Genomic DNA, 26,612 nt, shown 5'->3' on the forward strand with positions numbered 1-26,612 from the left:
AGTTTTCGCGCGCGCGTATAGAATAATTCGGGAGAGGCGGACGCCCCAGTTCGCCAGATCATTCAAGCACTCGATCCGAACAAGATTTCTATGCGCGTATAGCGAAAAACCCTCTCCACTATCGCGCTTCACACTGAAGTATTTGAAATCATACAGTCTTCTTTATCTCAAACCCTCTCCTAGACTATCGCTAAACCATCGCAAACCATCGCAAGAGATCAGGAACGAACTGAAAACTTATTTTCAGCGGCCGGGATGGCGCTGATGGCGAGCCCTTCCACCATTCGAAAGCAGCGCCAGCGGCGCCGAGAGGCGCTCAACCTGGTCGTGGTGCCCGTCGAGGTTTCTCACGAGGAAATCGCCGCCCTCATCGCGTTGGGCCGATTGCTCGAAACCGAAAGCGAAGACAGGGCCGAGATCGCGGTGGCGATCAAAGCCGCGCTCGGCGACTACTTCGAGCACATGTTGTCACGCGTGGACATACAACGCGGCCCGGAAAGTGTTTGATCCCGGCCATGACACAGAGACCCAACCCAATCACCCTTCGCTCGCGCACCGACGCGGCCCACAAACATTTCCCTCGCGCCGTCTTTGCGAAGGCGCAAGCCAAGGTCACCGGTCGCGATGTCCGCGATTTTGTGGCCGACGACGAAAAGACGACACTGGCAATCATCGAGCGCGCGAATGCTCCGCTCGGGACCACGACCGATTGGGGCGCCGGGCTTTTGCAGAACTCCTGGCGCAGCTTCCTGGTCTCGCTGGCGCCATACTCCGGCGCGGCGCGGCTCATCGAGTTGGCTTTGAAGGCAACACTGACCAACGCGGAATACGCAACTTCATACCCCGTGAGGCCGAGCGGCGCGGCCACGCCGGCATGGGTGGAGGAAGGCGGCCCCATTCCGTTGAGCTCGTCGAACTTTCTCAATGTGCCGATCGGGCCGCCGAAAAAGCTGGCGAGCATCGTCGCATGGTCGCGCGAGCTGTCGAAGCGCAGCGATGCCGACGCGATCATGGAAACCATGTTGCGCGAGGACGTTGCGGCGGGCCTCGATGCCGCGTTCTTCGCGACGACCGCTGCAAGCAGCGCAGCCAATGCCGGGCTGCTGGATGGTGTCGTCGCGGGCGCCGGCGTTGTCAGCGGTGGCGGTGCGGTTGAGAATGCCAGGCAAGATCTGATGGACTTGGCCGACGCCGTTTCAGACGGCGGTAGCGGCGCGGTGACTTTCGTCGTCAACCCGAAGCGTTTCGCGAGGCTTCGCATCCTCGACCCGATTCTTTCGGCATCGCTCGATATCGTGCCGAGCGCGGCGGTGCCGATAGACCGCGTCATTGCGGCGGACGGCCCCGCGCTCCTGGTGTCCGTCGATACCACGCCTGAAATCGACATTTCAACGAACGCCTTGCTCCACATGAGCGACACGCCGTTGGAAATAGTCAGCGACACCGGCCCGACCACGGCCGATCCGGTACGCTCACTCTGGCAGACGGCCACGATCGCCGTGCGCGTGATCCACGAGCTGGCGTTCGCGAAACGGCGATCGACAGCGGTTGCCTATCTCGATGGTGCAACGTGGTGAACTATTTCAGTCCTCGCGGGCGCGGGCAGCGCGAGCATGGGCATCCGGCGGTGGACGGCGAGCACGCCGACGACCAAACCACCGATCCGGATGCCCATTGCGCCCGCGTGCTTGCGAGGGCTCGCGAGATCCTCAGCCGCCCGGAGCCCATCGAGCGTGACCCCGACGTGGTCGCTCGCGCAGCCGAATACGAGCGCGAGGCCTTGCGACGAAAGGAAGAAGGGCAAAGAGCCGCTGAGCGTCGTCAGCCCGCAGCGAGAGCGCCGGCTGATGGGTATGGTTCGGTTCGTCACGTCGAGCGTGTTACTGACGAAGTTACGATGCAGCGTGCACGTGAGCTATGCGAAGCAGCTTGGCGCGCTTCGTACAGCCGCAACAGCAACACGGGCTTCCCCAACTTGCATGGCAATTGCGAAGGCAAAGCACTGTGGTTGCAGAAGCACCTCGGTGGCGTGGTTATGACCGGGTTCAAGGGCACGGAGCGACATGCTGTGTTGCTGCTTCCGATCGAAGGTCAGTTACATGTCCTTGATCGTGGTGGCGTGATGCCAATCGAAGAGTACGGCTTTTTCGTCGAAGGGTTCTACGAGAAGGGCTGAAAACACCCGGGGGGGGTGTCCGAAAATCTCCCGCGCTTCCTTCCGGGACCGGGAACCTATCTTTTCAGATCATCGTGTCCTCACGTTACGTCGCCTTCAAGCGTTTTTGGGACAGGGCTCTACCTGTTCGGCGATGGTCCGGGTAAGACCGTCTTCGACAACCGGGCTGGTGCCACCGCCCATACCGACACGTTTGCGGTAACTATCGGGAGCCGTATCGTCACCGTCACTCGCAAAGCACATGGGCTGGCGGCTGAAAGTCAATTGACTATTTATGGCGCATCAGCGGCGGTAGGCGGGTTGTCGTTCGACGGCACGTGGATGATCGAGTCGGTCACCACGAACACTTTCACCTTCCATCATACGGCGGCGCCGAGCTCCACGGCGAGTGGCAGCGTTACCTATGGCGTCACAAATCCGCTCCTCGACATCGACACGAACGCCATCAACAAGTTCCAGCAGTTCGTGCACCTGCACGATTTCTCGATCATCAACACGACGTCGCCGACCGCGAGCGTTGGAATCCGCATTCGCCGCGCATATCAGGTCATAATGGAGCGTCTGTGGATCAAGGGCATGACCAAGGATGGCGTCCACATCACGGTCCCGAATTCGACAGCGGGCGATCGGGACGCGCCAAACATGGTCACGATGCGCCATGTGCGTATCGAGAACTGTAAGGGCTGGGGCATCGATTGCGAGTTGCGCTCGGCCAATGTCGGCGCGAACGAGTTCTCGTTCTTTGAGACCGATCAGGTATTTGTGCAGGGCTGCGGCACCGCATCGGTAATCAGTCCGCCGCCGTCGGGCGGCATCCGCTGGAAGGGGCAAGTCTGGCGCGGCAACAATACTGCGGCGGTCATCAACGAGAACTGCGGCGTCTACATCGAGGGCGCGTCTGGCCTGTCTAACACCGTCGCTCACGACGCTCTGGTGCTGGAGAACAACAGGAAGAAGGGGTTGTATTGCTCAGGTCTCTCCCGCGGCAAGTTTCGAGACATCCAGATCTACAATAACGATTCCTATGTTGCGATGAGCCAGTTCGAACTGGACGGCGCGAGCTCCGTAATTCGGAATGTCGAAGTGGACGGCGCCGTGATCCGGGCGACGTCAGGGAATAATCCGATCACTGCCTTCAAACTGTCTGGTGCAAACGCAGACGCACAGACCTGCGTCGTTCGCCGAAAGGGTATCGTCTGGGATCATTTCGACCACATCGGGCAAGCGCGCTACAGCGGCTTCGGAGTGGAAGGCAGTACCTTCATTGCTGATCTCAACGGGGTTGATCAAGGATCGATCGCGTCGGCGACCTGGACGAAGGTCGCGTTCAATAACGCCAGTCTGAATGATGAGGGGCGGTTCGATACTACGAACAATAGGTGGTCGCCCCCTCCAGGTCGGATTACATTGTCCGCAACTGTATATGTCTCAGTTGGCGCAGTCGACCAGGCGCAAGGGCTTCTTGGCATCTATAAGAACGGGGCACTTCTTGGGGTGATCGATGTTGTCAATGTTTCAGGAACAAGCGGATTTGGAATGCACGGCGAGATGATGGCCCGTGCCGCCAGCGGCGACTACTTTGAGCTTTGGGTTAACATCGGCGGTGCTGGCGCAAAAACTGTAAGTGGCGCAGAGGCCCGTACCTACTTTGTTGGCACCGTGGAGGGTTGACGCATGCCGAGCGCGGTGAGGTGGCCTCACGCGGAGGCGAACGTTCTGGACGAGAACATTCGCCAGCAGCGCCCGAGTAAATTGAGTTAATCTAGCGGCGATGGGCGGACCCGATGGTGCAACTCTGAGACTTTCTCAGAAAGCTGCCTCAGTTGTCGGAGACAGTGTTCTACTACGCCCAGAAGCGTCAAGCCGGCGATAATTGCAGTGCCGTCTTTCATCGCTTTTGATGAATCGTAAGTCACTGTCCCGTTTCTGTAATCCGTCGACGCGAACATTTCGTGGTGCCCCAGCCAATTTGGATGGCATCGTTCGGACAGTCGTTCGTAATGACCCAGCGCCCCAGGCAAGAGCCTATCTAATTTCTCTATGTGCGTCATAACGTTCACGGTTTTGAACTTCGGCTCAGCACGCACCCACTCTTCATCGCGGCTGGAGAATATTCTGTTCATGGTAAGCTCATCGAGCCCCTTCAGATCCTCTGCTTCGAGCAACTTGGCCGTCCGTGCTTCGAAGTCGACGAGTAGCGCAACCGTTTCGACGATTGCGCGCGTGCAAAGGAATGCTGGCAGAGGGATGGCGGCGTTCCACGAAAGCGCCGTGCCTTCTGCGAGAGCGACAAGGCGGTAGAGAACGGCTTCAGCGAAGGTTTCTATTTTCCATGCGATCTTCGATCGAGCTAAATGACCCGACACTGAAATTGTCTGCCGGCGTCGCCCGGCGAGCTCTACGATTTCATGATTGATCGCCGTAAACGAATTTGCATGGTCTTCGGTCATGTCGGCTGAAATGCGAAACAGGTGTACCGCCGTCATGGCTACACTTTCGGGCGCGCTGGAGCGGGCGCCTTGTAGCCGCCCTCTAATTCCGGAAACGGTTCGTGCGGATAATCGCAATAGCCGGTTGCATCGGCCATGATGACGTTCGGCGGCTTGCCGTCGTCGTACATTCCGACAAGCATATCCTTCTCGCCGGTGTAGCCCCCGAAAGCGTTCTTGGCGTTCGCGCGAACGCAGACGTGCCACATAAAGCCCATGTGCCGGCGCGGGGCGGTGATACTGGCGGCCTTGATGCTGTCGGGGTCTTTCCAGAGTTGCCCCTTGTTGGCGAGCACGGCGGCTTTTGCGTCGGGCGGCGGTCGATCGGGAGCCGCTGCCTGATCCGTCTGGCACGCGGACAATCCCAGCGCCGCAACCGCAGCGAAACCCCATCTGCGCATAATCCTGCCCCCGGTGTCCGCCCATCAAACCGCAACCGATGCGGGAGGGCAATACGGGCGCCGCATTGGTACCCGATGCGAACCAGTGGACCGAAAAGAGAACGCCCTCGATGGAGGCGCGCGAAAGCCGCCCCAAGAATGGGGTTGATGCCGGCTCGCAAATCAGTTGAGAATGGTCGCGGAGCCTGAGAACTCCCGAAGCGGTCCCTTGCCGGGGATTGCGCTTCATCCGCGATAGGCGGGCCATCGGCCTTGCCGGGCCTCATGTCCCGCCGAAAATAGTACCGCGCCCATTTGCCGTGGGCGGCGACCGGCTCATTATGCCGGGAGTGCCACGGCTATACAAGACCTTCGGGAAAGGTCGTGGCGCACGTTCTCGCGGACGTGTTCTCAGCCTCCCGGTGCCAGCCCGCCGCTGGCGCCCGGCCCTGAGAAGCCGGTTTAGAACCGCGAGCCTCAAACCATGACCTTAGAACGCCCCATGTTCCCGCCCAGGCGGGAAGTCGAGACCGTTGAGCCCATTACCCTGCCGGACGTGTTCTGCACGTCCTTGGTGCGCATCGAGCGCATCGGCTCCGCCCGGAGGCTGGTCTTTGCCGTGCCCGAGAATAGCGCCCCGGAGACCCCTCTACGCGTCGTTGTGACCCGCCTGGTGCTGCCGGCCGAAGTGCTGGCCGAGATCGCCGCCCAGCTGCTGGAGGCGCCGAACGACGCCGGCACGGCCGCCACGGTGGCGCTGCGCTACAGCTCGACCGTGAACTGAGGGAGGGCCGATGTCATGTCGAACGTCGTCCAATTCCCCGGCTCGCGCCGGACGCCCAACCCGCACGGCATCTCGCAGAGTGACCGTGATTACATCAACGACTGCATCAATAGGAAGCTCGCGGAGATGGCGCCGGCAGCGCCGATCGGCGAGGCATCGGTTATCGCATTCCCAGGTCCCGAACGTCGCGTTTCGCCGCCGGAGGGGAAGCGACGGTACGGTCGCGATGACGAATGGTACCTCGCCTTCGGTCGGGCCCTCTTCGAGGCACGGGTCAAGGCGCGGGTTTCGATTGAGGACGCGGCCGCCGCGGCAGAACGGTCCGTCGAGACCTGGCGCAACTACGAGAACACCGGGCGCGGGCGGCTGACGTTTCCGCTCTGTCAGTTCGCAAGGCGCTACGGCATTCGGCTTGACGACATTTTCGAAGCCGCAGAAGCCGCGCTGCGGCATTGATCTGCGGCTCGCATCGCAAAGCGACATTCACGGGGCTGGATCGTTCCAGCCCCGTTATTTTTGGGAGCTTCGAGGGTTGCAAATCGCCGCCCGCCTCTGCGAGGGGGAGCGGGGGAAAATGATCGCGGCGCGCCAGCGGTGTGCATAAGTCAAAACCCGGACACTTGCACGGCTTCTAGGGAACGTGTACAGTCTTCACGATTTTTATCCTAGGGCTCCCCATCCTTGTCCGCAACGACCAAAAGATTTTATCCGGCGACGTTGCTCAAGGCAGCCGGTTGCTCAGCGGAAACGCTGCGCTCTTGGCGCACGCGCAATGGCCTTTTTCCGGAGACGCAGAACTCGGGTGTGTGGAACAAGTTTTCGATCGTCGACATGTTCGTTGCTTGGATCGTCGCCGATCTAACTAAGCGCCGGATTGCGGCACAGTCGGCAGTCGATGCGGCAATGGCCTGTGCGCCTATTCTAGAGACAATATGCGACTTTCCTTCTGACGAGGCGCATCCGGACAACATGCAAGACGTTTTCCTTGCGGTCGCGTATCGGATTGCAAAGAGCAACTCAATCCTCGGCCTTAAGTTGACTGCCGACGAACCACCCCTTGTGCATCTGATCGAGGCTGAGACCTCGGTGAGGGTAGCTCTCAATCAGGGCTTCTCCATACTGATCGATCTGCGAAATCTTATCCTCGTCGTCGGCACGGTAGTCATCGATGACGTTGACTTCGAAAACGCACAGGGCGAGCGCTCTCGCTGGATCGGACAGTTTTCGGATCTGCGCAAGGCGGAAGCTGAAGCGAGATCAAGTGCCGGGCGAATGGTCGCGAGCGCCACTGTGTCCGGCAAGCGCAGAGCGGTAAGGAAATAGCGGTGGCTATTCGCTTTCACGTTCAGCCGGGAGACGTACCGCCAGCGGAAGCGGCGCGGCGTCTTGGGCTAATGGTGGATGCGTTCGTTGCTGCTCTCCCCAACTTGATCGCACGGGGCTTTCCCAAGCCGGACCCCGACACGGGCAATTTCGATATCGACGCAATCGATGCCTGGCGTCGGCGTCGTCACCCGCATCTTTTCGCGGCCGGCGGCGAGTTTGGCCCCGTCGACGCCTCTACGGTTGCCAGAGATCGCATCGAAGCGATGAGGCAGCGCAAGTCATGAGCAAGCGCACCATCAGGCACTATTCAGTTCGGCGCAACGGGCGCGGCTTCTGGGAGCCGACCAAGAAGATGCGCGCGCTCGGTTTCGGCAACGTGCCGTGCGGTCCTGACGGGCCGACAGCGTGGGCAACCGCCGAGCGATGGAATCAGCGCTGGGATGCGACGCGCACGGGCGCCGCGCCGGCGCCGGCGATGGTGTCGGCAAGCAATCTGTCATTCGAGCAGAGCGAGGAGCTAACAGTTTATCCTCCTCGTTCGCTCGGCGAGGCCTTTCGTCGCTACCGACGCACTGAGGAATGGAGCCGAAAGGCTCTTCGGACCCGTGAGGATTGGTGGCGCGGCTGGAAACGTATCAAGCCGATCTTCGGCGATTGTGATCCGCGCACGGTGCGGCTTGACGACGTCTCGGCCTGGCGCAAGGCGATTGAGGAAACCGTGTCGCTTCGCGAGGCGCACCGAGCTCTAAAGATCTGGCGCGCGCTCTGGAAGGTTTCAGCGGCGCTCGGCTATTGCGTGCGGGATGCCGATCCGTCCCTCGCTGTCCGCAATTCGGCGGCACCCGGGCGGGATCAGCGCTGGAGCGAAGGCGAAGCGGCGCGGCTCGCCAAGCGCGCCTGGCGTATGGGCTTCCATGGGCTTGCCGCGGTCATCGGTGTCGCATGGGATACACAGATGTCACCAGGCGACGTGCGCGCCTTGAGGGCCAGCCAGATGGCGACTGTGGGGGATGGCACGCTGTTCTTTACTGAGCGCGGCAAGACCGGCAAACCGGTCGGGGGCCTGCTCAGCGCGCGCTCTCTGCGGCTTTTAGGGGCCTATCTCGATAAGCTTGGCGTTAGCCTCACGGGCGAGGCCTACATCTTCCGCAACCGGTCAGGCGCGCCCTATTCCAAGGATACGCTCGGCGATGACTTCCGGGTTGTTCGGGCGGCCGAGTTCGGTCCTTTGGAAGGTCGCATGCTCGGCCATGACTTCCGCCGGTCGGGCGCGGTGGAGGCGATCACGGGCGAGGCAACGCCGGCGGCGTTGTCGCATGCCATGGGCAACACCCTATCGGCCTCGAATCAGCTGTTCGCAACCTATGTTCCGGTGACGGTCGCCACCATCAATCAGGTCGCGGCGGCCCGCCGGAAAGGGCGTCGAGCGCTGCGATGACCGAACGAAAACAGACCAAAAGTTGGAACGCGCCGGGCCGGAAAGTTGGAACTCCGACCCCTGAGGACGCTAAGCCATTGAAAAATGGCGCGAGAGACGGGGCTCGAACCCGCGACCTCCGGCGTGACAGGCCGGCGCTCTAACCAACTGAGCTACTCCCGCGTGGTTCGCTGGACGCGCGCGGAACGAGGGGGGACTTAAAGGGGGGACATGGTGAAGTCAAGGACGTTGCGCTTCGCCAGCCCGTCCCGGCCAACACTTGCTCTGGAAAACGAAAAGGCCGCCCGGGAGGCGGCCAATGGTCAGCCCGGAACAGGGTGCTTCAGCGAATTTCCGAGGTCGCCGCGCTGGTCACCACCACCGGCTTTCCGGCCTTGATTACCTGGGTGGACTGGGCCGTCTGGCTGTAGTCGGCATGGGTGCGGGCTGCGATACCGAAGCCGGCCACGAGGGTACCCGCCACCAGCGCCACCACCACGATCTTCAGGTGGGTCGCACGATCAGCAGAGTGAATTGAGTGGTTCATCTGAGCCTCCCGACGGGCTTCGCCGCCGTCTATGGCTCCTCTTCTACGGACGATCTGTTTCCGGATGGTTTCGCCGGTTCCGCAAAATGGTTTCATCTCCTGCTTGGCGGATGTCGTGCGACCGAAACCCGCTGCTTCAGGCGCTGGTCCGATATCAGCCGCATCTTGCGGACGGTTCGGGCGAACAGCGTGACGCGGCGGCCCAGGCGGAGACGAATGCGCATGCTGATCTCGCAGCCTCGCGCGGATGCATTGGATCGGTTCTAAGAGTATTTCTAAGAAGCTTTCAATTAGGGAATTCGCGCGCGCTCACATAAGCGTCATCGCAAGCGCATGCCGTTTCGGGACAGACGGCATGACGACAGATGCAGCTTTGGGGTGGCGCGTTGAACAGTCTTGGAATGCTGCGGTCGGCCGTGCTGGCGACCGCATCCGCTTGGGTCTTGATGCCGGAGGCATCGCTCGCACAATCATCGGCGCAGAGTGGCGCGCAGAACCTGCCGTCGGTGACCGTCACTGCTCCTGAAGGGCGGAGGCGTGCTGCTGCGACTCCGCAGCGCCGCGCGACGCGGTCGTCCGTGCAGACCGCCGAGCGAAACAGACCGCGGCAGCAGCGCGATGTCGGCTTCGTCGAGACGCCGCGGGGCCCGGTGAACGGCTATGTCGCAGGTCGCAGTTCGTCCGGCACCAAGACCAACACACCGATCATGCAGACGCCGCAATCGGTCTCGGTGATCGGTGCCGAGCAGATCCGCGACCAGAAGCCCACCAAGCTCGACGAAGTGCTGCGCTACACAGCCGGCGTGCGCGCCGGAACTTTCGGTGCGGACACGCGCAACGATTGGTGGCTGATCCGCGGCTTCAAGTCCGACGATATCGGGCTGTTCCTCGACGGCATGCAGCTGTTCTATACTTCCTATGCGAGCTGGCGGTTGCCGCCGTCCAACATGGAACGCGTCGAGGTGCTGCGCGGTCCGTCCGCCGTACTCTATGGCGGGTCGAGCCCGAGCGGCATCGTCAACGTCATCAGCAAGATGCCGCCCGCCGAGCCGATCCGCTACATCGAGACCGGCGTCAACAATTTCGGCAACGCCTATATCGGCTTCGACTTCGGCGGGCCGATCGCAACGAAGCCGCAGGATGGAAAGCTGTTCTACCGCGTCGTCGGCGAGGTCAGGAACGGCGGCACGCAAGTCGACTTCACGCCTGACAACAACTACTTCATCGCGCCGTCGTTTACCTGGAAGCCGGATGCCGACACGAGTTTCACGGTGCTGGCGTCGGCCTCAAGGACGGACACGCGGGGCATCAACTTCCTGCCCTATCAGGGAACAGTGACCAACGCGCCGTTCGGCAAGATTCCGACCAGCTTCTTCGTCGGCGATCCCGCCGTCGACAAGTTCACGCGCGAACAGGAGATGCTCGGCTACCAGTTCGAGCGCAATCTCACCGACGACCTCACGTTCCGACAGAATGCGCGGTTTGCGCACATCGACTTGACGTACCGCGGCTACATCGGAAACGGCTGGGACAACGTCAATACGGCGACGATGGGCCGATACAATTGGTATGCGAAGAACACCGCGAACCAGGCCAATCTCGACAACCAGCTGGAGTATCGCTTCAACACGGGGCCGGTGCGGCACACGATGCTGTTCGGGGTCGATCTCAAAGGTTATCAGATCGACGATTACCAGAGCTTCAATTTCGGAACCGTCCCTTCGATCAATGTCTTCAATCCGGTTTACGGCATCAATGTCCCGCTCACGGGCGCTCCGTTCCGGAACTTCCTGATCACGCAGAAACAGGCGGGCACCTACCTCCAGGACCAGATGAAGCTCGGCAATTTCACGCTGGTGCTGAGCGGGCGCAATGACTGGGTCGAGACCACGCAGGAAGCCCGGGACACGGGGGCAGCGCTGGCCAATAGCAATGATAGCCGGTTCAGCGGCCGGGCAGGCTTGATCTACAATTTCGACAACGGCATCGCGCCCTATGTCTCCTATGCAACCAGCTACAATCCAATCATCGGCCTCAACGCCCAAAACCAGCTGTTCCGGCCGGAGACCGGCCAGCAGGCCGAGATTGGTGTCAAGGTCGCTCCCAGGGGATTTGACGGCTACTTCACAGCTTCGGTGTTCGACTTGAAGCGCCAGAACGTGCCGACCACCGACCCGGTGATCACCACCCTGCAGAACCAGACCGGCGAAGTGACCTCGCGCGGCGTCGAACTTGAAGCCGTGGCCAATGCGGCGAGGGAGCTAAAGTTTATTGGCGCCTTCACGGCCTATCATCTCTTCACCAGCAAGGATCTCAATCCGGCGCTGGTCGGCAAGACGCCGACCAACACGCCTCAGCTCCTTGTCTCAGGCTGGGCCGACTACACCTTCAAGGACGGACCGCTCGCAGGGTTCGGCTTCGGCGGTGGCGTCCGCTACGTCGGCTCGTCCTGGGCCGACACCGCGAACACGCTCGAGGTTCCTGCTGTCGTGCTCGGCGATCTCGCGCTTCATTACGAATGGCAGAACTGGCGCACGGCGCTGAATGTGATCAACCTGACCGACAAGGTCTATGTCGCGAGCTGCGCGTCGGCTTCGTCCTGTTTCTACGGCGACCGCCGGCGCGTCACCGCCAGCGTTTCCTACAAGTGGTGAGGGCAGGCAAGGGCGCGGCGGCAAGACTCTGAGAGCTCGACCAACTGATCGGGCACCTTGGTTCCCGTCTCTGGCCGGCACCGCCGAACTTCCGTCGGGAGATCGATGAGCTCATGGGCAATGCCCCCCGGCCCGAAGCTCATCCGAGCGCGGCGCGAGCGACTGACCAAGTCGCCGCCGCGCTCGCGGCCCGGCCGGGGGCGCCTGCCGGCGCATTCGCCGGACGAGCCCGGCCCGTCGCACGGCTCTGCTGGTCGCTCACAGCTGTGGATAGCTGTTTCTCTTGCAGCGATATCATTGGCCGCTCTGGTCCGCGCTGGTCCGCAAGTCCCGGCAGATATGTCGCCAGGGCAGCATCGGACCTCGCGGCGGTCACTGCCGGCTGAAGGCGCTGCCGCATCAAAGAACCCCCGGCGTCTGGCCGGCCAGCGCGTGGCCGGTAGCCGCCGCGGCCCGGTGTGCCGCAATCGCAGAACTGCTGGCCTGCCAAACCGTGACTGCCCTTGCTGGGCTCAGCGATCTGCTTCATACCAGCCGCGGGGTGATTCCGGGATTTTCGCCGTGCCGGGGGCGGCAAAGGGCCTAAAAAGAGCGTGTCTTGCACCCATTGGTGCACTGCGCTAAGGCTCAGAATAATTCCAAATCGGACGAATCCGTGGCTGTCCCGAGGCTGCGGGAAAAAGGGCTCGTCAATGAGCGGCATTCTTCAGAACTATCTTCCACTCGTCGTCTTTATAGGAGTAGCGGGCCTGATTGGTCTGGTGCTGCTGATCGCGCCCTTCATCGTTGCGTTCCAGCAGCCGGACCCGGAAAAACTGTCGGCGTATGAGTGCGGTTTCAACGCCTTCGACGATGCCCGTATGAAGTTCGACGTCCGTTTTTATCTGGTCGCCATCCTCTTCATCATCTTCGATCTCGAAGTGGCGTTCCTGTTCCCGTGGGCGGTGGCCTTCGGCAAGCTCGGCGCGACCGGCTTCTGGTCCATGGTCGTGTTCCTCGCCGTGCTGACGGTCGGGTTCGCCTATGAATGGAAGAAGGGAGCACTCGAATGGGATTGAACCCCGTCGCATCCACAGGTCCGGTCGTCGCGCCGGCCCCACAGGGCATCCTGGACCCGTCGACCGGCAAGCCGGTCGGGGCCAATGACCCGTTCTTCCTCGAGGTCAATTCCGAGCTGTCCGACAAGGGCTTCTTCGTGGCCGCGACCGACGACCTCATCACCTGGGCGCGCACCGGCTCCTTGATGTGGATGACCTTCGGTCTCGCCTGCTGCGCCGTCGAGATGATGCAGGTGTCCATGCCGCGCTACGACGTCGAGCGCTTCGGCTTTGCCCCGCGCGCCTCGCCGCGGCAGTCCGACGTGATGATCGTCGCGGGAACCCTGACCAACAAGATGGCGCCGGCGCTGCGCAAGGTCTATGACCAGATGCCCGAGCCGCGCTACGTGATCTCGATGGGCTCCTGCGCCAACGGCGGCGGCTACTATCACTATTCCTACTCGGTCGTGCGCGGCTGCGACCGCATCGTGCCGATCGACATCTACGTGCCGGGCTGTCCCCCCACGGCGGAAGCGCTGCTCTACGGCGTGCTGCTGCTGCAGAAGAAGATCCGCCGCACCGGCACCATCGAACGCTAAGGTCTTACGTCATGGACGACGCCAAGCTCGACGCCCTGGGGCAGACGATCGTTAGCGCGCTTCCGGGCGCCGCCACCGGTCACTCGGTGGCCTTTAACCAGCTGACCGTGGATATCGAGACCAGCAAGATCGTCGAGGTGGTCAAGTACCTTCGCGATGATCCGAACTGCCGTTTCGTCAACATCACCGACATCACGGCGGTGGATTACCCCGATCGCGAGAAGCGTTTCGACGTGATCTACCACTTCCTGTCGCCGACCCTGAATGCGCGGATCCGGCTCAAGGCGCAAGCCGACGAGACCACGCAGGTGCCCTCGCTGATCGACGTGTTCCCCGGCGCGGATTGGTTCGAGCGTGAGGCCTACGACCTCTACGGCGTATTCTTCGTCGGTCATCCCGATATGCGCCGCATCCTCACCGATTACGGTTTCGAGGGGCATCCGCTGCGCAAGGACTTCCCGCTCACCGGCTTCGTCGAGGTTCGCTACGACGACCAGGAGAAGCGCGTGGTGTACGAGCCCGTCCGCCTCAATCAGGAATTCCGCAAGTTCGATTTCCTCTCGCCGTGGGAAGGAGCGGACTACCCGCTGCCCGGGGATGAAAAAGCGGGGCCGAAGAGCTGATCATGAACGAGCAACCGCAGAACCTGCGCAACTTCACCATCAACTTCGGCCCGCAGCATCCGGCGGCACACGGTGTGCTGCGGCTCGTGCTGGAGCTCGACGGTGAGGTGGTCGAGCGCGTCGACCCGCATATCGGCCTGCTTCACCGCGGCACCGAGAAGCTGATCGAGCAGAAGACCTATCTTCAGGCGATCCCGTACTTCGACCGGCTCGACTACGTCGCGCCGATGAACCAGGAGCATGCCTTCTGCCTCGCGGCCGAGAGGCTGCTCGGCATCGAGGTACCGCGCCGTGGCCAGCTGATCCGCATGCTGTATTGCGAGATCGGCCGCATCCTCTCGCACCTGCTCAACGTCACCACGCAGGCGATGGACGTCGGCGCGCTGACCCCGCCGCTGTGGGGCTTCGAAGAGCGTGAGAAGCTGATGGTATTCTACGAGCGCGCCTCGGGCAGCCGCATGCACGCAGCTTTCTTCCGCGTCGGCGGCGTGCATCAGGACCTGCCGCAGAAGCTGGTCGACGACATCGAGGCTTGGTGCGATCCCTTCCTCAAGGTGGTCGACGATCTCGACCGGCTGCTCACCGCCAACCGCATCTTCAAGCAGCGCAACGTCGATATCGGTGTGGTCTCGCTCAAGGAAGCCTGGGAGTGGGGCTTCTCGGGCGTCATGGTGCGCGGCTCGGGCGCGGCCTGGGACCTGCGCAAGTCGCAGCCCTACGAATGCTATGCCGAGATGGATTTCGACATTCCTATCGGCAAGAACGGCGACTGCTACGACCGCTATCTGATCCGCATGGAAGAGATGCGCCAGTCCGTGCGCATCATGAAGCAGTGCATCCAGAAGCTGAATGAGCCCGACGGGAAAGGCCCGGTCGTCGTCGCCGACAACAAGGTCGCGCCGCCGCGTCGTGGCGAGATGAAGCGCTCGATGGAAGCGCTGATCCATCACTTCAAGCTCTACACCGAAGGCGTCCACGTGCCGGCCGGCGAAGTCTATGCCGCGGTCGAGGCGCCCAAGGGCGAGTTCGGCGTGTATCTCGTCGCCGACGGCACCAACAAGCCCTACAAGTGCAAGATCCGCGCGCCGGGCTTTGCGCATCTCCAGGCCATGCATCACATCTGCCGCGGCCATCTGCTCGCCGACGTCTCGGCGATCCTCGGCTCGCTCGACATCGTGTTCGGAGAGGTCGATCGGTGATGGCGCAGGCGCCAATCCAGTTTGACCGCGCCTCGGGGGCCCTGGAAGGGGCCAACCTGTGGGAGCGGACGGCTGCCTTGGCGCTGGTGACGGGATCGAAGATCTCCTCTCACTTCTCGCACATGGGCTACATCGCTTGTGCGAATTTGCTGCGCAAGACGCTGCCCGAGCGCAACATCGCGATCAGGCTCAATCCCGACGCGGTGTTTGAATTTCCCTACGGTGACGGATATTGGAGCAAGCTGCTCAACCGATCCTATCACTACGAGGACGAACTAGAGCTGCTGTTCGCCGACTCCGTCGACGTCGATTACACGCTGCTCGATTGCGGTGCCAATTACGGCTACTGGTCGGTGCTGGTATCGAGCAAGCCGTTCGGCGCGCACAAGGCGATCGCGATCGAACCGTCGGGGCAGAATTATCCGAAGCTCGCCAACAATGCGCGGGTCAATAATGACCGCTTCGAGACGATGAAGTGCGCCATCGGCTCGGCCCGCGGCACCGCGCGCCTGTCGGGCACCAAGCACGAGGCCTTCAGCATCGCTGGCGATCCGTCCGCTGGCGGCGAGGAGGTGCCGGTCATCGCGCTCGACGACCTCATCGATGACGGGAAGATTGCGGCCAGTGGCAAGTACCTGATCAAGCTCGACGTCGAGGGCGTCGAGATCGAGGCGATCAAGGGCGGCGTCCGGCTGCTGCAGGCCGACAGCGTCATCATGTGCGAGGAGCACGGCAGCGACCGCTCACATGCGGTGTCGCGCTACATCCTGGAACAGACCCCGCTGAAGCTGATCGTGTTCGATCCGCGCAGCAGGCGGATGGAAACCGTGACCGAGCTGTCGATCCTCGACCGCATCAAGGTCTCGACCCACGTCGGCTACAACGTTTTCGGCACCGCAAGCGCGTTCTGGCAGGACAGGATCGATGCCCTGAACGCGAAAACCGCGCGCCGCATGCAGTGAGAGATTAGAGATGTCCGTTCGCCGATTAGCACCGAAGGAAGTCCAGCCCGCGAGCTTCGCGTTCACGGAGGAGAACCTTGCATTCGCCAAGCAGCAGATCGCGAAATATCCGGCCGGCCGCCAGGCTTCCGCCGTCATCGCGATCCTCTGGCGGGCGCAGGAGCAGAACGAGGGCTGGGTGTCGGAAGCCGCCATCCGCGTCATCGCCGACATGCTCGACATGCCCTATATCCGCGTGCTGGAAGTTGCGACCTTCTACACGATGTTCCAGCTTGCTCCCGTCGGCAAGAAGGCCCATGTCCAGGTCTGCGGCACCACGCCGTGCCGCCTGCGCGGCGCCGAGGATCTGATCCACGTCTGCGAGAACCGTATCCATCACGAGCCCTTCCATCTGTCCAAGGACGGCAATTTCAGCTGGGAAGAGGTGGAGTGCCTGGGTGCCTGCGTGAACGCGCCGATGGTGCTGATTGGCAAGGATACCTACGAGGATCTGACCAAGGAAAGCTTCGGTAAGGTGCTCGACGGTTTTGCTTCGGGCAATCCGCCGAAGCCCGGTCCGCAGAATGGCCGCCAGTTCTCGGCACCGATCACCGGACCGACCACGCTGAAGGAGACCACCTGATGCGTGCTCTCTCGTCGCCTTCAATGCAGGGGAGCGGTGCCATGAAGAAGTGGGGATTTGTCGCGATGCACGCCGTCGTGGCGGCCACGTTCATGTTCCTGCTGCAGCGCTTCTTCATGAACGCATCGCAGGAGACCAGTCTGCTCTGGGCGCTGTTCTTCGCCGTCTGCGCCGCCGGACTTGCCTACAAGCAGTCCATTCGTTGATCGGAAAGCACTGATATGCTCGAGGACAAGGACCGCATCTTCAAGAACCTCTACGGCCTCCACGATTGGGGGCTCGAGGGCGCGCGGCGCCGCGGCGCCTGGGACGGCACCAAGAACATCATCGACAAGGGCCGCGACTGGATCATCAACGAGATGAAGGCCTCAGGGCTCCGCGGCCGCGGCGGCGCCGGCTTCCCGACTGGTCTGAAATGGTCCTTCATGCCGAAGGAGTCCACCGACGGTCGTCCCAGCTATCTCGTCGTCAACGCCGACGAGTCCGAGCCCGGCACCTGCAAGGACCGCGAGATCTTGCGGCACGATCCGCATCTGCTGGTCGAGGGCTGCCTGATCGCCAGCTTCGCGATGAATGCGCATGCCTGCTACATCTATGTTCGCGGCGAGTTCATCCGCGAGCGCGAGCGCCTTCAGGCCGCGATTGACCAGGCCTATGAGGCCAAGCTGATCGGCAAGGACAACGTCAACGGCTGGCCGTTCGACCTCTACGTCGCCCACGGCGCCGGCGCCTATATCTGCGGCGAGGAGACCGCACTGCTCGAAAGCCTCGAAGGCAAGAAGGGCCAGCCGCGCCTCAAGCCGCCGTTCCCGGCCAATGTCGGCCTGTTCGGCTGCCCGACCACGGTCAACAACGTCGAGTCGATTGCGGTTGCCCCTGACATCCTGCGTCGTGGCGCGGCTTGGTTCGCCGGCATCGGCCGTCCGAACAATGTCGGCACCAAGCTGTTCTGCATCTCCGGCCATGTCGAGCGTCCGTGCAACGTCGAAGAAGCCATGGGCATTCCGTTCCGCGAGCTGGTCGAGAAGCATTGCGGCGGCATCCGCGGCGGCTGGGACAACCTCAAGGCGGTGATCCCCGGCGGCTCGTCGGTGCGCATGGTGCCGGCCGAGCAGATCATCGACACGCCGATGGATTTCGACTCCTTGAGCAAGCTGCGCTCGGGCCTCGGCACCGCGGCCGTGATCGTGATGGACAAGTCCACCGACCTGATCCGCGCCATCGCCCGCATCTCCTATTTCTACAAGCACGAGAGCTGCGGCCAGTGCACGCCTTGCCGCGAAGGCACCGGCTGGATGTGGCGCGTCCTCACCCGCATGGCCGAAGGCCGCGCCCACAAGCGCGAGATCGACATGCTGCTCGAGGTGACCAAGCAGATCGAAGGCCACACGATCTGTGCGCTGGGCGATGCGGCGGCCTGGCCGATCCAGGGCCTGATCACGCATTTCCGCCACGAGATCGAAGCGCGCATCGACCAGTATTCGCACAGGGCCGATGTCGACGATATCGGCGTCCGCGATCCCGTGAACATGGTCGCGGCGGAGTAAGAGACATGACCAAGCTCATCATCGACGGCAAAGAAATCGATGTCCCTGCCGAATACACGTTGCTCCAGGCGTGCGAGGCGGCCGGCGCCGAGATTCCGCGCTTCTGCTATCACGAGCGGCTGTCGATCGCCGGCAATTGCCGGATGTGCCTCGTCGAGGTGAAGGGCGGCCCGAAGCCGGTCGCGAGCTGCGCCTGGGGCGTGCGCGACTGCCGTCCGGGGCCAAAGGGCGAGCCGCCGGAGATCTCCACGCGTTCGCCGATGGTGAAGAAGGCACGCGAAGGCGTGATGGAATTCCTTCTCATCAACCATCCGCTGGACTGTCCGATCTGCGACCAGGGCGGCGAGTGCGACCTGCAGGACCAGGCGATGGGCTATGGTGTCGACACCAGCCGCTTCGCGGAGAACAAGCGCGCGGTCGAGGACAAATATCTCGGCGCGCTGGTCAAGACGTCGATGAACCGCTGCATCCAGTGCACGCGCTGCGTCCGCTTCTCGGCGGAAGTCGCCGGCGCCCCCGAGATGGGTGCGATCGGCCGCGGCGAGGACATGGAGATCACCACCTATCTCGAGCACGCGCTGTCCTCGGAGTTGCAGGGCAACCTCGTCGACATCTGCCCGGTCGGCGCGCTGACCTCGAAGCCTTATGCATTTGCGGCGCGCCCGTGGGAGCTCGGCAAGACCCAGTCGATCGACGTCATGGACGGCCTGGGATCAGCGATCCGCGTCGACACCCGTGGCCGCGAGGTGATGCGCATCCTGCCGCGTATCAACGAGGCCGTGAACGAGGAGTGGATCTCCGACAAGACCCGCCACGTCGTCGACGGCCTGCGCACCCAGCGCCTCGACAGGCCCTATATCCGCGAGGCCGGCAAGCTGCGCGCGGCGACCTGGCCCGAAGCTTTCGCCGCAATCGCCGCCAAGGCGGCGCGCACCGACGGCAAGCGCATCGGTGCCATCGCCGGCGACCTCGCCGGCGTCGAGGAGATGTTCGCGCTGAAGGATCTGCTCGCCAAATACGGCTCGGGCAATTTGGCGGTGCAGGGCGGCGATGCCTTCGATCCCGCGCTCGGCCGCGGCTCCTACATCTTCAATCCGACACTAGCAGGCGTCGAGCAGGCCGATGCGCTGCTCATCATCGGCGCCAATCCGCGGAAAGAGGCGGCGGTGTTCAACGCCCGCATCCGCAAGCGTTGGCGCACCGGCGGCTTCAAGGTCGGCGTGATCGGCGCCAGGCCCAACCTGACCTACGATTACGATCACCTGGGCGCGGGCACCGATACGCTGGGTGAGCTCGCGGCCGGCAAGCACTCTTTCATGGACGTGCTGAAGAACGCCAAGAATCCGATCATCATGGTCGGCGCGGGCGCGGCTGCCCGCCACGATGGCGCCGCCATTCTCGCCGCCGCTGCCAAGCTCGCGCTCGACGTCGGCGCGGTCAAGGACGGCTGGAACGGCTTTGGCGTGCTGCATGAGACCGCCTCACGCGTCGGCGCGCTCGACATCGGCTTTGCTGCGACCGGCGGCGGGTTGAACGCCGCGCAGATGACGACGTTCGGCACGCTGGATCTGTTGTTCCTGCTCGGGGCCGATGAGATCAAGGCGCCGGACGGCACCTTCGTCGTCTATATCGGCACCCACGGCGATCGCGGCGCGCATCGCGCCGACGTAATTCTGCCGGCCGCGGCCTACACCGAGAAGTCCGCAATCTACGTCAATACGGAGGGCCGTGTGCAGATGACCGGCCGCGCCGCGTTCCCGCCGGGCGAAGCCCGCGAGGACTGGGCGATCATCCGCGCGCTGTCCGAGGCGCTCGGCAGGAAGCTCGGCTACGACTCGCTCGCTCAGCTGCGCCAGGCGCTCTTCAAGGCGGTGCCGCATCTGATCCGTCTCGACCAGATCGAGGCCGGTTCCGCCGACCAGATCAAGAAGCTGGCGGGGAAGGGCGGCACGCCGGAGAAGGCGCCGTTCAAGCCCCTGATCGAGGACTTCTACCTGACCAATCCAATCGCGCGTGCATCCGCCGTCATGGCGGAGTGCTCGCGCCTCGCCTCCGGGCACATGCTGACCGCAGCGGAGTGAGCGTGATCTGATGGAATTTTTCGAAAGCGCATTCTGGACCGGGTTCCTCTGGCCGCTGATCATCATGGTCGCGCAGAGCGTCCTGGTGCTCGTCGTCCTTCTGGTCGCGATCGCCTACATCCTGCTTGCCGACCGCAAGATCTGGGCGGCGGTGCAGATCCGCCGCGGCCCGAACGTGGTCGGTCCCTGGGGCCTGCTGCAGTCCTTCGCGGACCTGCTCAAATTCGTGCTGAAGGAGCCGATCATCCCGGCGGGGGCCAACAAGGGCGTGTTCCTGCTGGCGCCGCTGGTGTCGTGCGTGCTTGCGCTGGCCGCCTGGGCGGTGATCCCGACCAATCTCGGCTGGGTGATCGCCGACATCAATGTCGGCATCCTCTTCATCTTCGCGATCTCGTCGCTGTCGATCTACGGCATCATCATGGCCGGCTGGTCGTCGAACTCGAAATACCCGTTCCTGGCCGCGCTGCGCTCGGCGGCGCAGATGGTGTCCTACGAGGTCTCGATCGGCTTCGTCATCATCACCGTGTTGCTCTGCGCCGGCACGCTGAACCTCACCGCCGTGGTCGAGGCCCAGCACACCCGCGGCCTTGCCAGCCTGATCGGGCTGCCGCAGTTGACGATCCTGAACTGGTACGTCTGGCCGCTGTTTCCGATGTTCGTGGTGTTCTACGTCTCGGCGCTGGCGGAAACCAACCGTCCGCCCTTCGACCTCGTCGAAGCGGAATCCGAACTCGTCGCCGGCTTCATGGTCGAATACGGCTCGACTCCCTACCTGCTGTTCATGCTCGGCGAGTATGTCGCGATCGTCACGATGTGCGCGATGGCCACCATCTTGTTCCTCGGCGGCTGGCTGCCGCCGGTGGACCTGCCGCCCTTCAACTGGGTGCCGGGGATCATCTGGTTCTCGCTGAAGCTGTTCTTCATGTTCTTCCTGTTCGCGATGGCGAAGGCGATCGTGCCCCGCTACCGCTACGATCAACTGATGCGCCTCGGCTGGAAGGTGTTCCTGCCGTTGTCATTGGCGATGGTGATCGTGGTGGCCGGCGTGCTGCAATTCGCCGGCATCGCGCCGAAGTGAGGGCCGTCATGGGTATCAATATCAACGCCACTGCACGCTCGCTTCTGCTGTCGGAATTCGTCTCGGCATTCTTCCTCGCCATGCGCTACTTCTTCCAGCCGAAGCCGACGCTGAACTATCCGTTCGAGAAGGGCCCGATCTCGCCGCGCTTCCGCGGCGAGCACGCGCTGCGCCGCTATCCGAACGGCGAAGAGCGCTGCATCGCCTGCAAGCTGTGCGAAGCGGTGTGCCCGGCGCAGGCCATTACCATCGAGGCCGGCCCGCGCCGCAACGACGGCACCCGCCGCACCGTGCGCTACGACATCGACATGGTGAAGTGCATCTATTGCGGCCTCTGCCAGGAGGCCTGCCCGGTCGATGCCATCGTCGAGGGCCCGAATTTCGAGTTCGCGACCGAGACCCGCGAGGAGCTCTATTATGACAAGGCCAAGCTGCTCGCCAACGGCGACCGCTGGGAACGCGAGATCGCGAAAGCGATCGAGCTCGACGCGCCGTACCGGTGAGGTGAGGGCATGATCCTTCCCGCGCTGTTCTTCTATCTCTTCGCCGGCGTCTGCGTCGCCTCGGCGGTGATGGTGATTGTCTCGCGCAATCCCGTGCACTCCGTGCTGTACCTGATCCTGGCCTTCGTCAACGCCTCCGGCCTGTTCGTGCTGATGGGCGCCGAGTTCCTCGGCATGATGCTGATCGTCGTCTATGTCGGCGCGGTCGCCGTGTTGTTCCTGTTCGTGATCATGATGCTCGACGTCGACTTCCTCGAGCTGCGCGAAGGATTCATCGAGTACCTGCCGGTCGGCCTCGTGATCGGCGGCATCTTCCTGTTCGAACTGCTGCTCACCGTCGGATTCTGGGTCATCAATCCCGGCCTCTCCAAGACCATCACGGCGGCGATCCCGGCCGATGTCAGCAACACCGAAGCGCTCGGCCTCGTGCTCTATACGAAGTACATCCACTACTTCCAGCTCTCGGGCATGGTGCTGCTGGTTGCCATGATCGGCGCCATCGTGCTGACGCTGCGCCACAAGGCCAGCGTGAAGCGGCAGGACATCAACGTTCAGAACGCGCGCACGCCCGAAATGGCGATGGCGATGCGCAAGGTGGCGCCGGGGCAGGGGCTCTCGGACGCCGATGCGGCGGAGTGGGTGAAATGACGATCGGGCTCGGACATTACCTGGCGGTCGGCGCGATCCTGTTCACGCTCGGCATTCTCGGCATCTTCCTGAACCGCAAGAACATCATCGTCATCCTGATGTCGATCGAGCTGATCCTGCTCGCGGTCAACATCAACCTCGTGGCGTTCTCGACCTTCCTCGGCGACATTGTCGGCCAGGTCTTCGCGCTGTTGGTGCTCACCGTCGCGGCGGCGGAAGCCGCGATCGGTCTCGCCATCCTGGTGGTCTATTTCCGCAACCGCGGTTCGATCGCGGTTGAGGACGTCAATCTGATGAAGGGCTGAGCTCTCAAATGGTTCAGGCAATCGTTTTCCTGCCTCTGCTGGGCGCCATTCTGGCCGGCCTGATCGCGCTGTTCGGGGCGCATGCCCGCAACCCCTCGGGCGACGAGGTCGAGCATCACGGCGACCACGGGCATGCGCATGCCCATGCGTCCGATACGATCAATCAGGACGCCTCGGTCATCCACGAGACCCATCACGAGCCCGGCGACGGGCATGACGATCACGGTCATGGCCCGGCCGAGCCGCCTGCGGCGGGCTCGCGCGGCGCCGAGCTGATCACAACGACCCTGCTGTTCGTCTCGGCCGCGCTATCCTGGATGACGCTGGTCGATGTGGGCTTCATGCACCACGACTACAGGATCCAGCTGCTGCCCTGGATCTTCTCCGGCGACCTCCAGGTCTGGTGGACGCTCCGCGTCGACACGCTCACCGCCGTGATGCTGGTGGTGGTCACGACCGTGTCCTCGCTCGTGCACCTCTATTCCATTGGCTACATGGACGAGGACCCGAACCGGCCTCGCTTCTTCGGCTATCTCTCGCTGTTCACCTTCGCCATGCTGATGCTGGTGACGGCGGACAACCTCGTGCAGCTGTTCTTCGGCTGGGAAGGCGTGGGTCTGGCCAGCTACCTGCTGATCGGCTTCTGGTACCAGAAGCCGTCGGCGAACGCCGCCGCGATCAAGGCCTTCGTGGTCAACCGCGTCGGCGATTTCGGCTTCGCGCTCGGCATCTTCGCGGTCTTTATGCTGGTCGGCTCGACCGATTTCGAGACGATCTTCAATGCCGCCCCCGGCCTCACCGGCAAGACCATCAACTTCCTGGGCTGGCATGCCGATGCGCTGACCCTGACCTGCCTGCTGCTGTTCATGGGCGCGATGGGCAAGTCCGCGCAGTTCCTGCTGCACACCTGGTTGCCGGACGCGATGGAGGGTCCGACCCCGGTGTCGGCGCTGATCCACGCCGCGACCATGGTCACCGCCGGCGTCTTCATGGTGGCGCGCCTGTCGCCGCTGTTCGAGCTCGCGCCGAACGCGCAGGCCGTCGTGATGTTCTTCGGCGCCACCACGGCGTTCTTCGCGGCGACCATCGGCCTCGTCCAGAACGACATCAAGCGCATCGTCGCCTACTCGACCTGCTCGCAGCTCGGCTACATGTTCGTGGCGATGGGGGCAGGGGCCTATTCGGTCGGCATGTTCCACCTGTTCACGCACGCCTTCTTCAAGGCGCTGCTGTTCCTGGGCTCCGGCTCGGTGATCTACGCGATGCACCACGAGCAGGACATCCGCAACATGGGCGGCCTCTGGAAGAAGATCCCCTACACCTATGCGGTGATGGTGGTCGGCACCCTGGCGCTGACCGGCTTCCCGCTCACCGCCGGCTATTTCTCCAAGGACGCGATCATCGAGGCGGCCTACGCCTCGCACAATCCGTTCGCGGTGTACGGCTTCCTCATGACGATCGTCGCCGCCGGCCTGACCTCGTTCTACTCCTGGCGCCTGATCTTCAAGACCTTCCACGGCGAGCCGCATGACGAGCATCACTACGAGGCCGCGCACGAGGCTCCGCTCTGGATGCTGATCCCGCTCGGCGTGCTCGCGGTCGGCTCGTTCGTCGCAGGGCTGCCGTTCAAGGAGCTGTTCGCCGGTCACGGCATCGAGGAGTTCTTCCGCGAGTCCTTGAAGATGAACCCGCACATCATCGAGGAGATGCACCACATCCCGCAGACCATCGCCTTCCTGCCGACGGTCATGATGGTGCTGGGCTTCCTCGTCTCGTACCTGTTCTACATCCGCCGTCCCTACCTGCCGGTCGAGCTCGCGAACACGCAGCCGATGCTGTACCAGTTCCTGCTCAACAAATGGTACTTCGACGAGCTCTACGACATCATCTTCGTCCGTCCGGCGAAGTGGCTCGGATACCAGCTCTGGAAGAAGGGCGACGGCTTCATCATCGACGGCCTCGGCCCCGACGGCGTCTCGGCGCGTGTGCTTGATGTCACCCGCAACGTCGTCAAGATCCAGACCGGCTATCTCTATCACTACGCATTCGCCATGCTGATCGGCGCCGCCGGGCTGATCACCTGGTTCATGTTCGGCTTTGGAGGCCAGTAAATGACAACCTGGCCCATCCTTTCGGTCACGACGTTCCTGCCGCTGGTCGGCGCGCTGATCGTCTATCTCAGCCGCGGCGATGACGAGGCAGCCAAGCGCAATTCGCGCTGGATCGCGCTCTGGACCACGCTGATCACCTTCGCGGTGTCGGTGATCCTGGTCATGCGCTTCGATCCCGCCAACCCGGACTTCCAGTTCGTCGAGAAGGCGAACTGGCTCGCCACCGGCATCACCTACCACATGGGCGTCGACGGCATCTCGCTGCCGCTGGTGATCCTGACCACCGCAGTGATGCCGTTCTGCATCATCGCGAGCTGGAAGGCGATCACCAACCGCGTCCGCGAATACATGATGGCGTTCCTGATCCTGGAAACGCTGATGATCGGCACCTTCTCGGCGCTCGACCTCGTGCTGTTCTACCTGTTCTTCGAGGGCGGCCTGATCCCGATGTTCCTGATCATCGGCGTCTGGGGCGGTCCGCGCCGGGTCTACGCGTCGTTCAAGTTCTTCCTCTACACGCTGCTCGGCTCGGTCCTGATGCTGCTCGCCATCATGGCGCTGTACTGGAACGGCGGCACCACCGATATCCCGACCCTGATGCACACCGCCGTGCCGCGCGGTTTGCAGACCTGGGCGTGGCTCGCGTTCTTCGCCTCGTTTGCGGTGAAGATGCCGATGTGGCCGGTGCACACCTGGCTGCCCGACGCGCACGTCGAAGCGCCGACCGCGGGCTCCGTGGTCCTGGCCGCCATCCTCCTGAAGATGGGCGGCTACGGCTTCCTGCGCTTCTCGCTGCCGATGTTCCCCCTGGCCTCGCACGACTTCGCGCCGCTGGTGTTCACGCTGTCGGCCATCGCCATCATCTACACCTCGCTGGTGGCCCTGATGCAGGAGGACATGAAGAAGCTGATCGCTTACTCGTCCGTGGCGCATATGGGCTTCGTCACCATGGGCATCTTCGCCGGCACCATGCAGGGTGTCGCCGGCGGCGTCTTCCAGATGATCTCGCACGGCATCGTCTCCGGCGCGCTGTTCCTCTGCGTCGGCGTCGTCTACGACCGCCTGCATACCCGCGAGATCGCGGCCTATGGCGGCCTCGTCAACCGGATGCCGCTCTATGCCCTGACCTTCATGGTCTTCACCATGGCCAATGTCGGTCTGCCCGGCACGAGCGGATTCGTCGGCGAGTTCATGACGCTGCTCGGCACCTTCAAGGTCTCGATCCCGACCGCGTTCTTCGCCAGCTTCGGCGTGATCCTGTCGGCGGCCTATGCGCTGTGGCTCTACCGCAAGGTCGTGTTCGGCGCGTTGGTCAAGCCGTCGTTGGCGAACATGAAGGATCTCACCTTCCGGGAGTGCCTGACGCTGTTCCCGATGATCGCACTGACGATCCTGTTTGGCGTCTATCCGAAGCCGGTGCTCGACATGTCGGCCGCCTCGGTCCAGCAACTCGTCAACAACTACAACTCCGCCGTGACGGCCGTGAAGGCCGCCGCACTGCTCCAGTAAACGGGCAGGTCAGGA

General features: G+C 62.8%; 28 protein-coding genes and 1 tRNA gene. 25 read left to right on the top strand and 4 right to left on the bottom strand.

All coding sequences use genetic code 11. The annotated features are described in order from the left end of the window. Positions 1–264: 264 nt before the first annotated feature. The 4 genes from K408_RS0124965 to K408_RS0124980 are packed head-to-tail and all read left to right on the top strand — an operon-like array spanning position 265 to position 3,847. On the top strand, positions 265–507 hold the full coding sequence (locus K408_RS0124965) for a hypothetical protein (RefSeq protein ID WP_155248615.1): 243 nt from the start codon (positions 265–267) through the stop codon (positions 505–507). After that, positions 504–1,577 carry a phage major capsid protein gene (locus K408_RS0124970; RefSeq protein ID WP_155248616.1) on the top strand — a complete coding sequence of 358 codons (1,074 nt, stop codon included), beginning with the start codon at positions 504–506 and terminating at the stop codon, positions 1,575–1,577. The genes K408_RS0124965 and K408_RS0124970 overlap by 4 nt, the downstream gene beginning before the upstream one ends. Beyond that, positions 1,571–2,176: a hypothetical protein gene (locus K408_RS0124975; RefSeq protein WP_024341215.1), complete on the top strand. Its 606-nt coding sequence runs from the start codon at positions 1,571–1,573 to the stop codon at positions 2,174–2,176. The genes K408_RS0124970 and K408_RS0124975 overlap by 7 nt, the downstream gene beginning before the upstream one ends. A 15-nt stretch (positions 2,177–2,191) precedes the next feature. After that, positions 2,192–3,847, top strand: coding sequence for a hypothetical protein (locus K408_RS0124980; RefSeq protein WP_155248617.1), 1,656 nt, complete (start codon positions 2,192–2,194; stop codon positions 3,845–3,847). Positions 3,848–3,933: 86 nt separating this feature from the next. Here the strand turns inward: K408_RS0124980 and K408_RS0124985 are convergent, their stop codons facing one another. Together K408_RS0124985 and K408_RS0124990 are read right to left on the bottom strand one after the other, a co-directional pair. Further along, positions 3,934–4,662 carry a hypothetical protein gene (locus K408_RS0124985; RefSeq protein WP_024341217.1) on the bottom strand — a complete coding sequence of 243 codons (729 nt, stop codon included), beginning with the start codon at positions 4,660–4,662 and terminating at the stop codon, positions 3,934–3,936. A gap of 2 nt (positions 4,663–4,664) precedes the next feature. Then, the gene (locus K408_RS0124990) at positions 4,665–5,066 is read right to left on the bottom strand and encodes a hypothetical protein (protein ID WP_024341218.1); all 402 of its coding nucleotides are present in this window, start codon (positions 5,064–5,066) and stop codon (positions 4,665–4,667) included. A gap of 463 nt (positions 5,067–5,529) precedes the next feature. Between K408_RS0124990 and K408_RS0124995 the strand changes: the two genes are divergently transcribed. The 5 genes from K408_RS0124995 (at position 5,530) to K408_RS0125015 (ending at position 8,593) form a co-directional block, all read left to right on the top strand. After that, entirely contained in the window at positions 5,530–5,829 is a 300-nt protein-coding gene (locus K408_RS0124995; RefSeq protein ID WP_155248618.1) for a hypothetical protein, read from the top strand. A 15-nt stretch (positions 5,830–5,844) separates the two neighbouring features. Then, positions 5,845–6,285: a helix-turn-helix domain-containing protein gene (locus tag K408_RS0125000; protein ID WP_024341220.1), complete on the top strand. Its 441-nt coding sequence runs from the start codon at positions 5,845–5,847 to the stop codon at positions 6,283–6,285. A gap of 225 nt (positions 6,286–6,510) precedes the next feature. Then, positions 6,511–7,152 (top strand): hypothetical protein, encoded by a 642-nt coding sequence (locus K408_RS0125005; protein ID WP_155248619.1) that lies wholly within the window; start codon positions 6,511–6,513, stop codon positions 7,150–7,152. Between the two features lie 2 nt (positions 7,153–7,154). Then, entirely contained in the window at positions 7,155–7,439 is a 285-nt protein-coding gene (locus tag K408_RS40395) for a hypothetical protein (RefSeq protein WP_024341222.1), read from the top strand. Further along, complete coding sequence (locus tag K408_RS0125015) at positions 7,436–8,593, top strand: site-specific integrase (RefSeq protein WP_024341223.1); 1,158 nt, start codon at positions 7,436–7,438, stop codon at positions 8,591–8,593. The genes K408_RS40395 and K408_RS0125015 overlap by 4 nt, the downstream gene beginning before the upstream one ends. A gap of 85 nt (positions 8,594–8,678) precedes the next feature. On the opposite strand, the gene K408_RS0125020 is transcribed toward K408_RS0125015, so the two are convergent. Beyond that, positions 8,679–8,755, bottom strand: a tRNA-Asp gene (locus K408_RS0125020). 160 nt (positions 8,756–8,915) lie between these two features. Then, positions 8,916–9,119 carry a hypothetical protein gene (locus K408_RS0125025; protein WP_024341224.1) on the bottom strand — a complete coding sequence of 68 codons (204 nt, stop codon included), beginning with the start codon at positions 9,117–9,119 and terminating at the stop codon, positions 8,916–8,918. A gap of 401 nt (positions 9,120–9,520) precedes the next feature. Between K408_RS0125025 and K408_RS0125035 the strand changes: the two genes are divergently transcribed. From K408_RS0125035 to K408_RS0125110, 16 genes are all read left to right on the top strand, one after another. Beyond that, positions 9,521–11,773: a TonB-dependent siderophore receptor gene (locus K408_RS0125035; RefSeq protein WP_024341225.1), complete on the top strand. Its 2,253-nt coding sequence runs from the start codon at positions 9,521–9,523 to the stop codon at positions 11,771–11,773. 692 nt (positions 11,774–12,465) lie between these two features. Next, positions 12,466–12,831, top strand: coding sequence for an NADH-quinone oxidoreductase subunit A (locus K408_RS0125040; RefSeq protein ID WP_008136158.1), 366 nt, complete (start codon positions 12,466–12,468; stop codon positions 12,829–12,831). Further along, positions 12,822–13,409 carry a NuoB/complex I 20 kDa subunit family protein gene (locus K408_RS0125045; protein ID WP_024341226.1) on the top strand — a complete coding sequence of 196 codons (588 nt, stop codon included), beginning with the start codon at positions 12,822–12,824 and terminating at the stop codon, positions 13,407–13,409. Before K408_RS0125040 ends, K408_RS0125045 begins: the two co-directional genes overlap by 10 nt. An 11-nt stretch (positions 13,410–13,420) precedes the next feature. Further along, positions 13,421–14,032 (top strand): NADH-quinone oxidoreductase subunit C, encoded by a 612-nt coding sequence (locus K408_RS0125050; protein WP_024341227.1) that lies wholly within the window; start codon positions 13,421–13,423, stop codon positions 14,030–14,032. Positions 14,033–14,034: 2 nt separating this feature from the next. Then, complete coding sequence (locus K408_RS0125055) at positions 14,035–15,231, top strand: NADH-quinone oxidoreductase subunit D (protein ID WP_024341228.1); 1,197 nt, start codon at positions 14,035–14,037, stop codon at positions 15,229–15,231. After that, positions 15,231–16,193: an FkbM family methyltransferase gene (locus K408_RS0125060; RefSeq protein ID WP_024341229.1), complete on the top strand. Its 963-nt coding sequence runs from the start codon at positions 15,231–15,233 to the stop codon at positions 16,191–16,193. The genes K408_RS0125055 and K408_RS0125060 overlap by 1 nt, the downstream gene beginning before the upstream one ends. Before the next feature lie 10 nt (positions 16,194–16,203). Beyond that, positions 16,204–16,815, top strand: a complete 612-nt coding sequence (gene nuoE / locus K408_RS0125065; RefSeq protein WP_024341230.1) for an NADH-quinone oxidoreductase subunit NuoE — start codon at positions 16,204–16,206, stop codon at positions 16,813–16,815. Further along, positions 16,815–17,021, top strand: coding sequence for a hypothetical protein (locus K408_RS38665; protein ID WP_024341231.1), 207 nt, complete (start codon positions 16,815–16,817; stop codon positions 17,019–17,021). The genes nuoE and K408_RS38665 overlap by 1 nt, the downstream gene beginning before the upstream one ends. A gap of 15 nt (positions 17,022–17,036) precedes the next feature. Further along, complete coding sequence (nuoF, locus tag K408_RS0125075; protein WP_024341232.1) at positions 17,037–18,362, top strand: NADH-quinone oxidoreductase subunit NuoF; 1,326 nt, start codon at positions 17,037–17,039, stop codon at positions 18,360–18,362. A gap of 5 nt (positions 18,363–18,367) precedes the next feature. Next, on the top strand, positions 18,368–20,443 hold the full coding sequence (nuoG, locus tag K408_RS0125080) for an NADH-quinone oxidoreductase subunit NuoG (RefSeq protein ID WP_024341233.1): 2,076 nt from the start codon (positions 18,368–18,370) through the stop codon (positions 20,441–20,443). A 10-nt stretch (positions 20,444–20,453) separates the two neighbouring features. Next, complete coding sequence (nuoH, locus tag K408_RS0125085) at positions 20,454–21,521, top strand: NADH-quinone oxidoreductase subunit NuoH (RefSeq protein ID WP_029674295.1); 1,068 nt, start codon at positions 20,454–20,456, stop codon at positions 21,519–21,521. 14 nt (positions 21,522–21,535) lie between these two features. Continuing rightward, a complete protein-coding gene (nuoI, locus tag K408_RS0125090; RefSeq protein WP_024341235.1) occupies positions 21,536–22,024 on the top strand; it encodes an NADH-quinone oxidoreductase subunit NuoI in 489 nt (162 codons plus the stop codon). Positions 22,025–22,033: 9 nt separating this feature from the next. Beyond that, positions 22,034–22,672 (top strand): NADH-quinone oxidoreductase subunit J, encoded by a 639-nt coding sequence (locus tag K408_RS0125095; protein WP_024341236.1) that lies wholly within the window; start codon positions 22,034–22,036, stop codon positions 22,670–22,672. Further along, positions 22,669–22,977 carry an NADH-quinone oxidoreductase subunit NuoK gene (gene nuoK / locus K408_RS0125100; RefSeq protein WP_015685769.1) on the top strand — a complete coding sequence of 103 codons (309 nt, stop codon included), beginning with the start codon at positions 22,669–22,671 and terminating at the stop codon, positions 22,975–22,977. Before K408_RS0125095 ends, nuoK begins: the two co-directional genes overlap by 4 nt. An 8-nt stretch (positions 22,978–22,985) precedes the next feature. Then, entirely contained in the window at positions 22,986–25,088 is a 2,103-nt protein-coding gene (gene nuoL / locus K408_RS0125105) for an NADH-quinone oxidoreductase subunit L (RefSeq protein ID WP_024341237.1), read from the top strand. Next, positions 25,089–26,597, top strand: a complete 1,509-nt coding sequence (locus K408_RS0125110) for an NADH-quinone oxidoreductase subunit M (protein WP_024341238.1) — start codon at positions 25,089–25,091, stop codon at positions 26,595–26,597. Positions 26,598–26,612 lie beyond the last annotated feature (15 nt).

Source organism: Bradyrhizobium sp. in8p8 (assembly GCF_000426845.1).
Classification (GTDB): domain Bacteria; phylum Pseudomonadota; class Alphaproteobacteria; order Rhizobiales; family Xanthobacteraceae; genus Bradyrhizobium; species Bradyrhizobium japonicum_C.

Coding starts and splice junctions, on each gene's coding strand:
- K408_RS0125000 (WP_024341220.1), top strand. CDS start 5,845: ATGTCGAACGTCGTCCAATTCCCCGGCTCGCGCCGGACGCCCAACCCG.
- K408_RS38665 (WP_024341231.1), top strand. CDS start 16,815: ATGCGTGCTCTCTCGTCGCCTTCAATGCAGGGGAGCGGTGCCATGAAG.
- K408_RS0125110 (WP_024341238.1), top strand. CDS start 25,089: ATGACAACCTGGCCCATCCTTTCGGTCACGACGTTCCTGCCGCTGGTC.
- K408_RS0125025 (WP_024341224.1), bottom strand. CDS start 9,119: ATGAACCACTCAATTCACTCTGCTGATCGTGCGACCCACCTGAAGATC.
- K408_RS0124965 (WP_155248615.1), top strand. CDS start 265: ATGGCGAGCCCTTCCACCATTCGAAAGCAGCGCCAGCGGCGCCGAGAG.
- K408_RS0125055 (WP_024341228.1), top strand. CDS start 14,035: ATGAACGAGCAACCGCAGAACCTGCGCAACTTCACCATCAACTTCGGC.
- K408_RS0125050 (WP_024341227.1), top strand. CDS start 13,421: ATGGACGACGCCAAGCTCGACGCCCTGGGGCAGACGATCGTTAGCGCG.
- K408_RS0124995 (WP_155248618.1), top strand. CDS start 5,530: ATGACCTTAGAACGCCCCATGTTCCCGCCCAGGCGGGAAGTCGAGACC.
- nuoK (WP_015685769.1), top strand. CDS start 22,669: ATGACGATCGGGCTCGGACATTACCTGGCGGTCGGCGCGATCCTGTTC.
- nuoH (WP_029674295.1), top strand. CDS start 20,454: ATGGAATTTTTCGAAAGCGCATTCTGGACCGGGTTCCTCTGGCCGCTG.
- nuoL (WP_024341237.1), top strand. CDS start 22,986: ATGGTTCAGGCAATCGTTTTCCTGCCTCTGCTGGGCGCCATTCTGGCC.
- K408_RS0125015 (WP_024341223.1), top strand. CDS start 7,436: ATGAGCAAGCGCACCATCAGGCACTATTCAGTTCGGCGCAACGGGCGC.
- K408_RS0125035 (WP_024341225.1), top strand. CDS start 9,521: ATGCTGCGGTCGGCCGTGCTGGCGACCGCATCCGCTTGGGTCTTGATG.
- K408_RS0124985 (WP_024341217.1), bottom strand. CDS start 4,662: ATGACGGCGGTACACCTGTTTCGCATTTCAGCCGACATGACCGAAGAC.
- nuoE (WP_024341230.1), top strand. CDS start 16,204: ATGTCCGTTCGCCGATTAGCACCGAAGGAAGTCCAGCCCGCGAGCTTC.
- K408_RS0125045 (WP_024341226.1), top strand. CDS start 12,822: ATGGGATTGAACCCCGTCGCATCCACAGGTCCGGTCGTCGCGCCGGCC.
- K408_RS0125040 (WP_008136158.1), top strand. CDS start 12,466: ATGAGCGGCATTCTTCAGAACTATCTTCCACTCGTCGTCTTTATAGGA.
- K408_RS0125095 (WP_024341236.1), top strand. CDS start 22,034: ATGATCCTTCCCGCGCTGTTCTTCTATCTCTTCGCCGGCGTCTGCGTC.
- nuoF (WP_024341232.1), top strand. CDS start 17,037: ATGCTCGAGGACAAGGACCGCATCTTCAAGAACCTCTACGGCCTCCAC.
- nuoG (WP_024341233.1), top strand. CDS start 18,368: ATGACCAAGCTCATCATCGACGGCAAAGAAATCGATGTCCCTGCCGAA.
- K408_RS0125060 (WP_024341229.1), top strand. CDS start 15,231: ATGGCGCAGGCGCCAATCCAGTTTGACCGCGCCTCGGGGGCCCTGGAA.
- K408_RS0124990 (WP_024341218.1), bottom strand. CDS start 5,066: ATGCGCAGATGGGGTTTCGCTGCGGTTGCGGCGCTGGGATTGTCCGCG.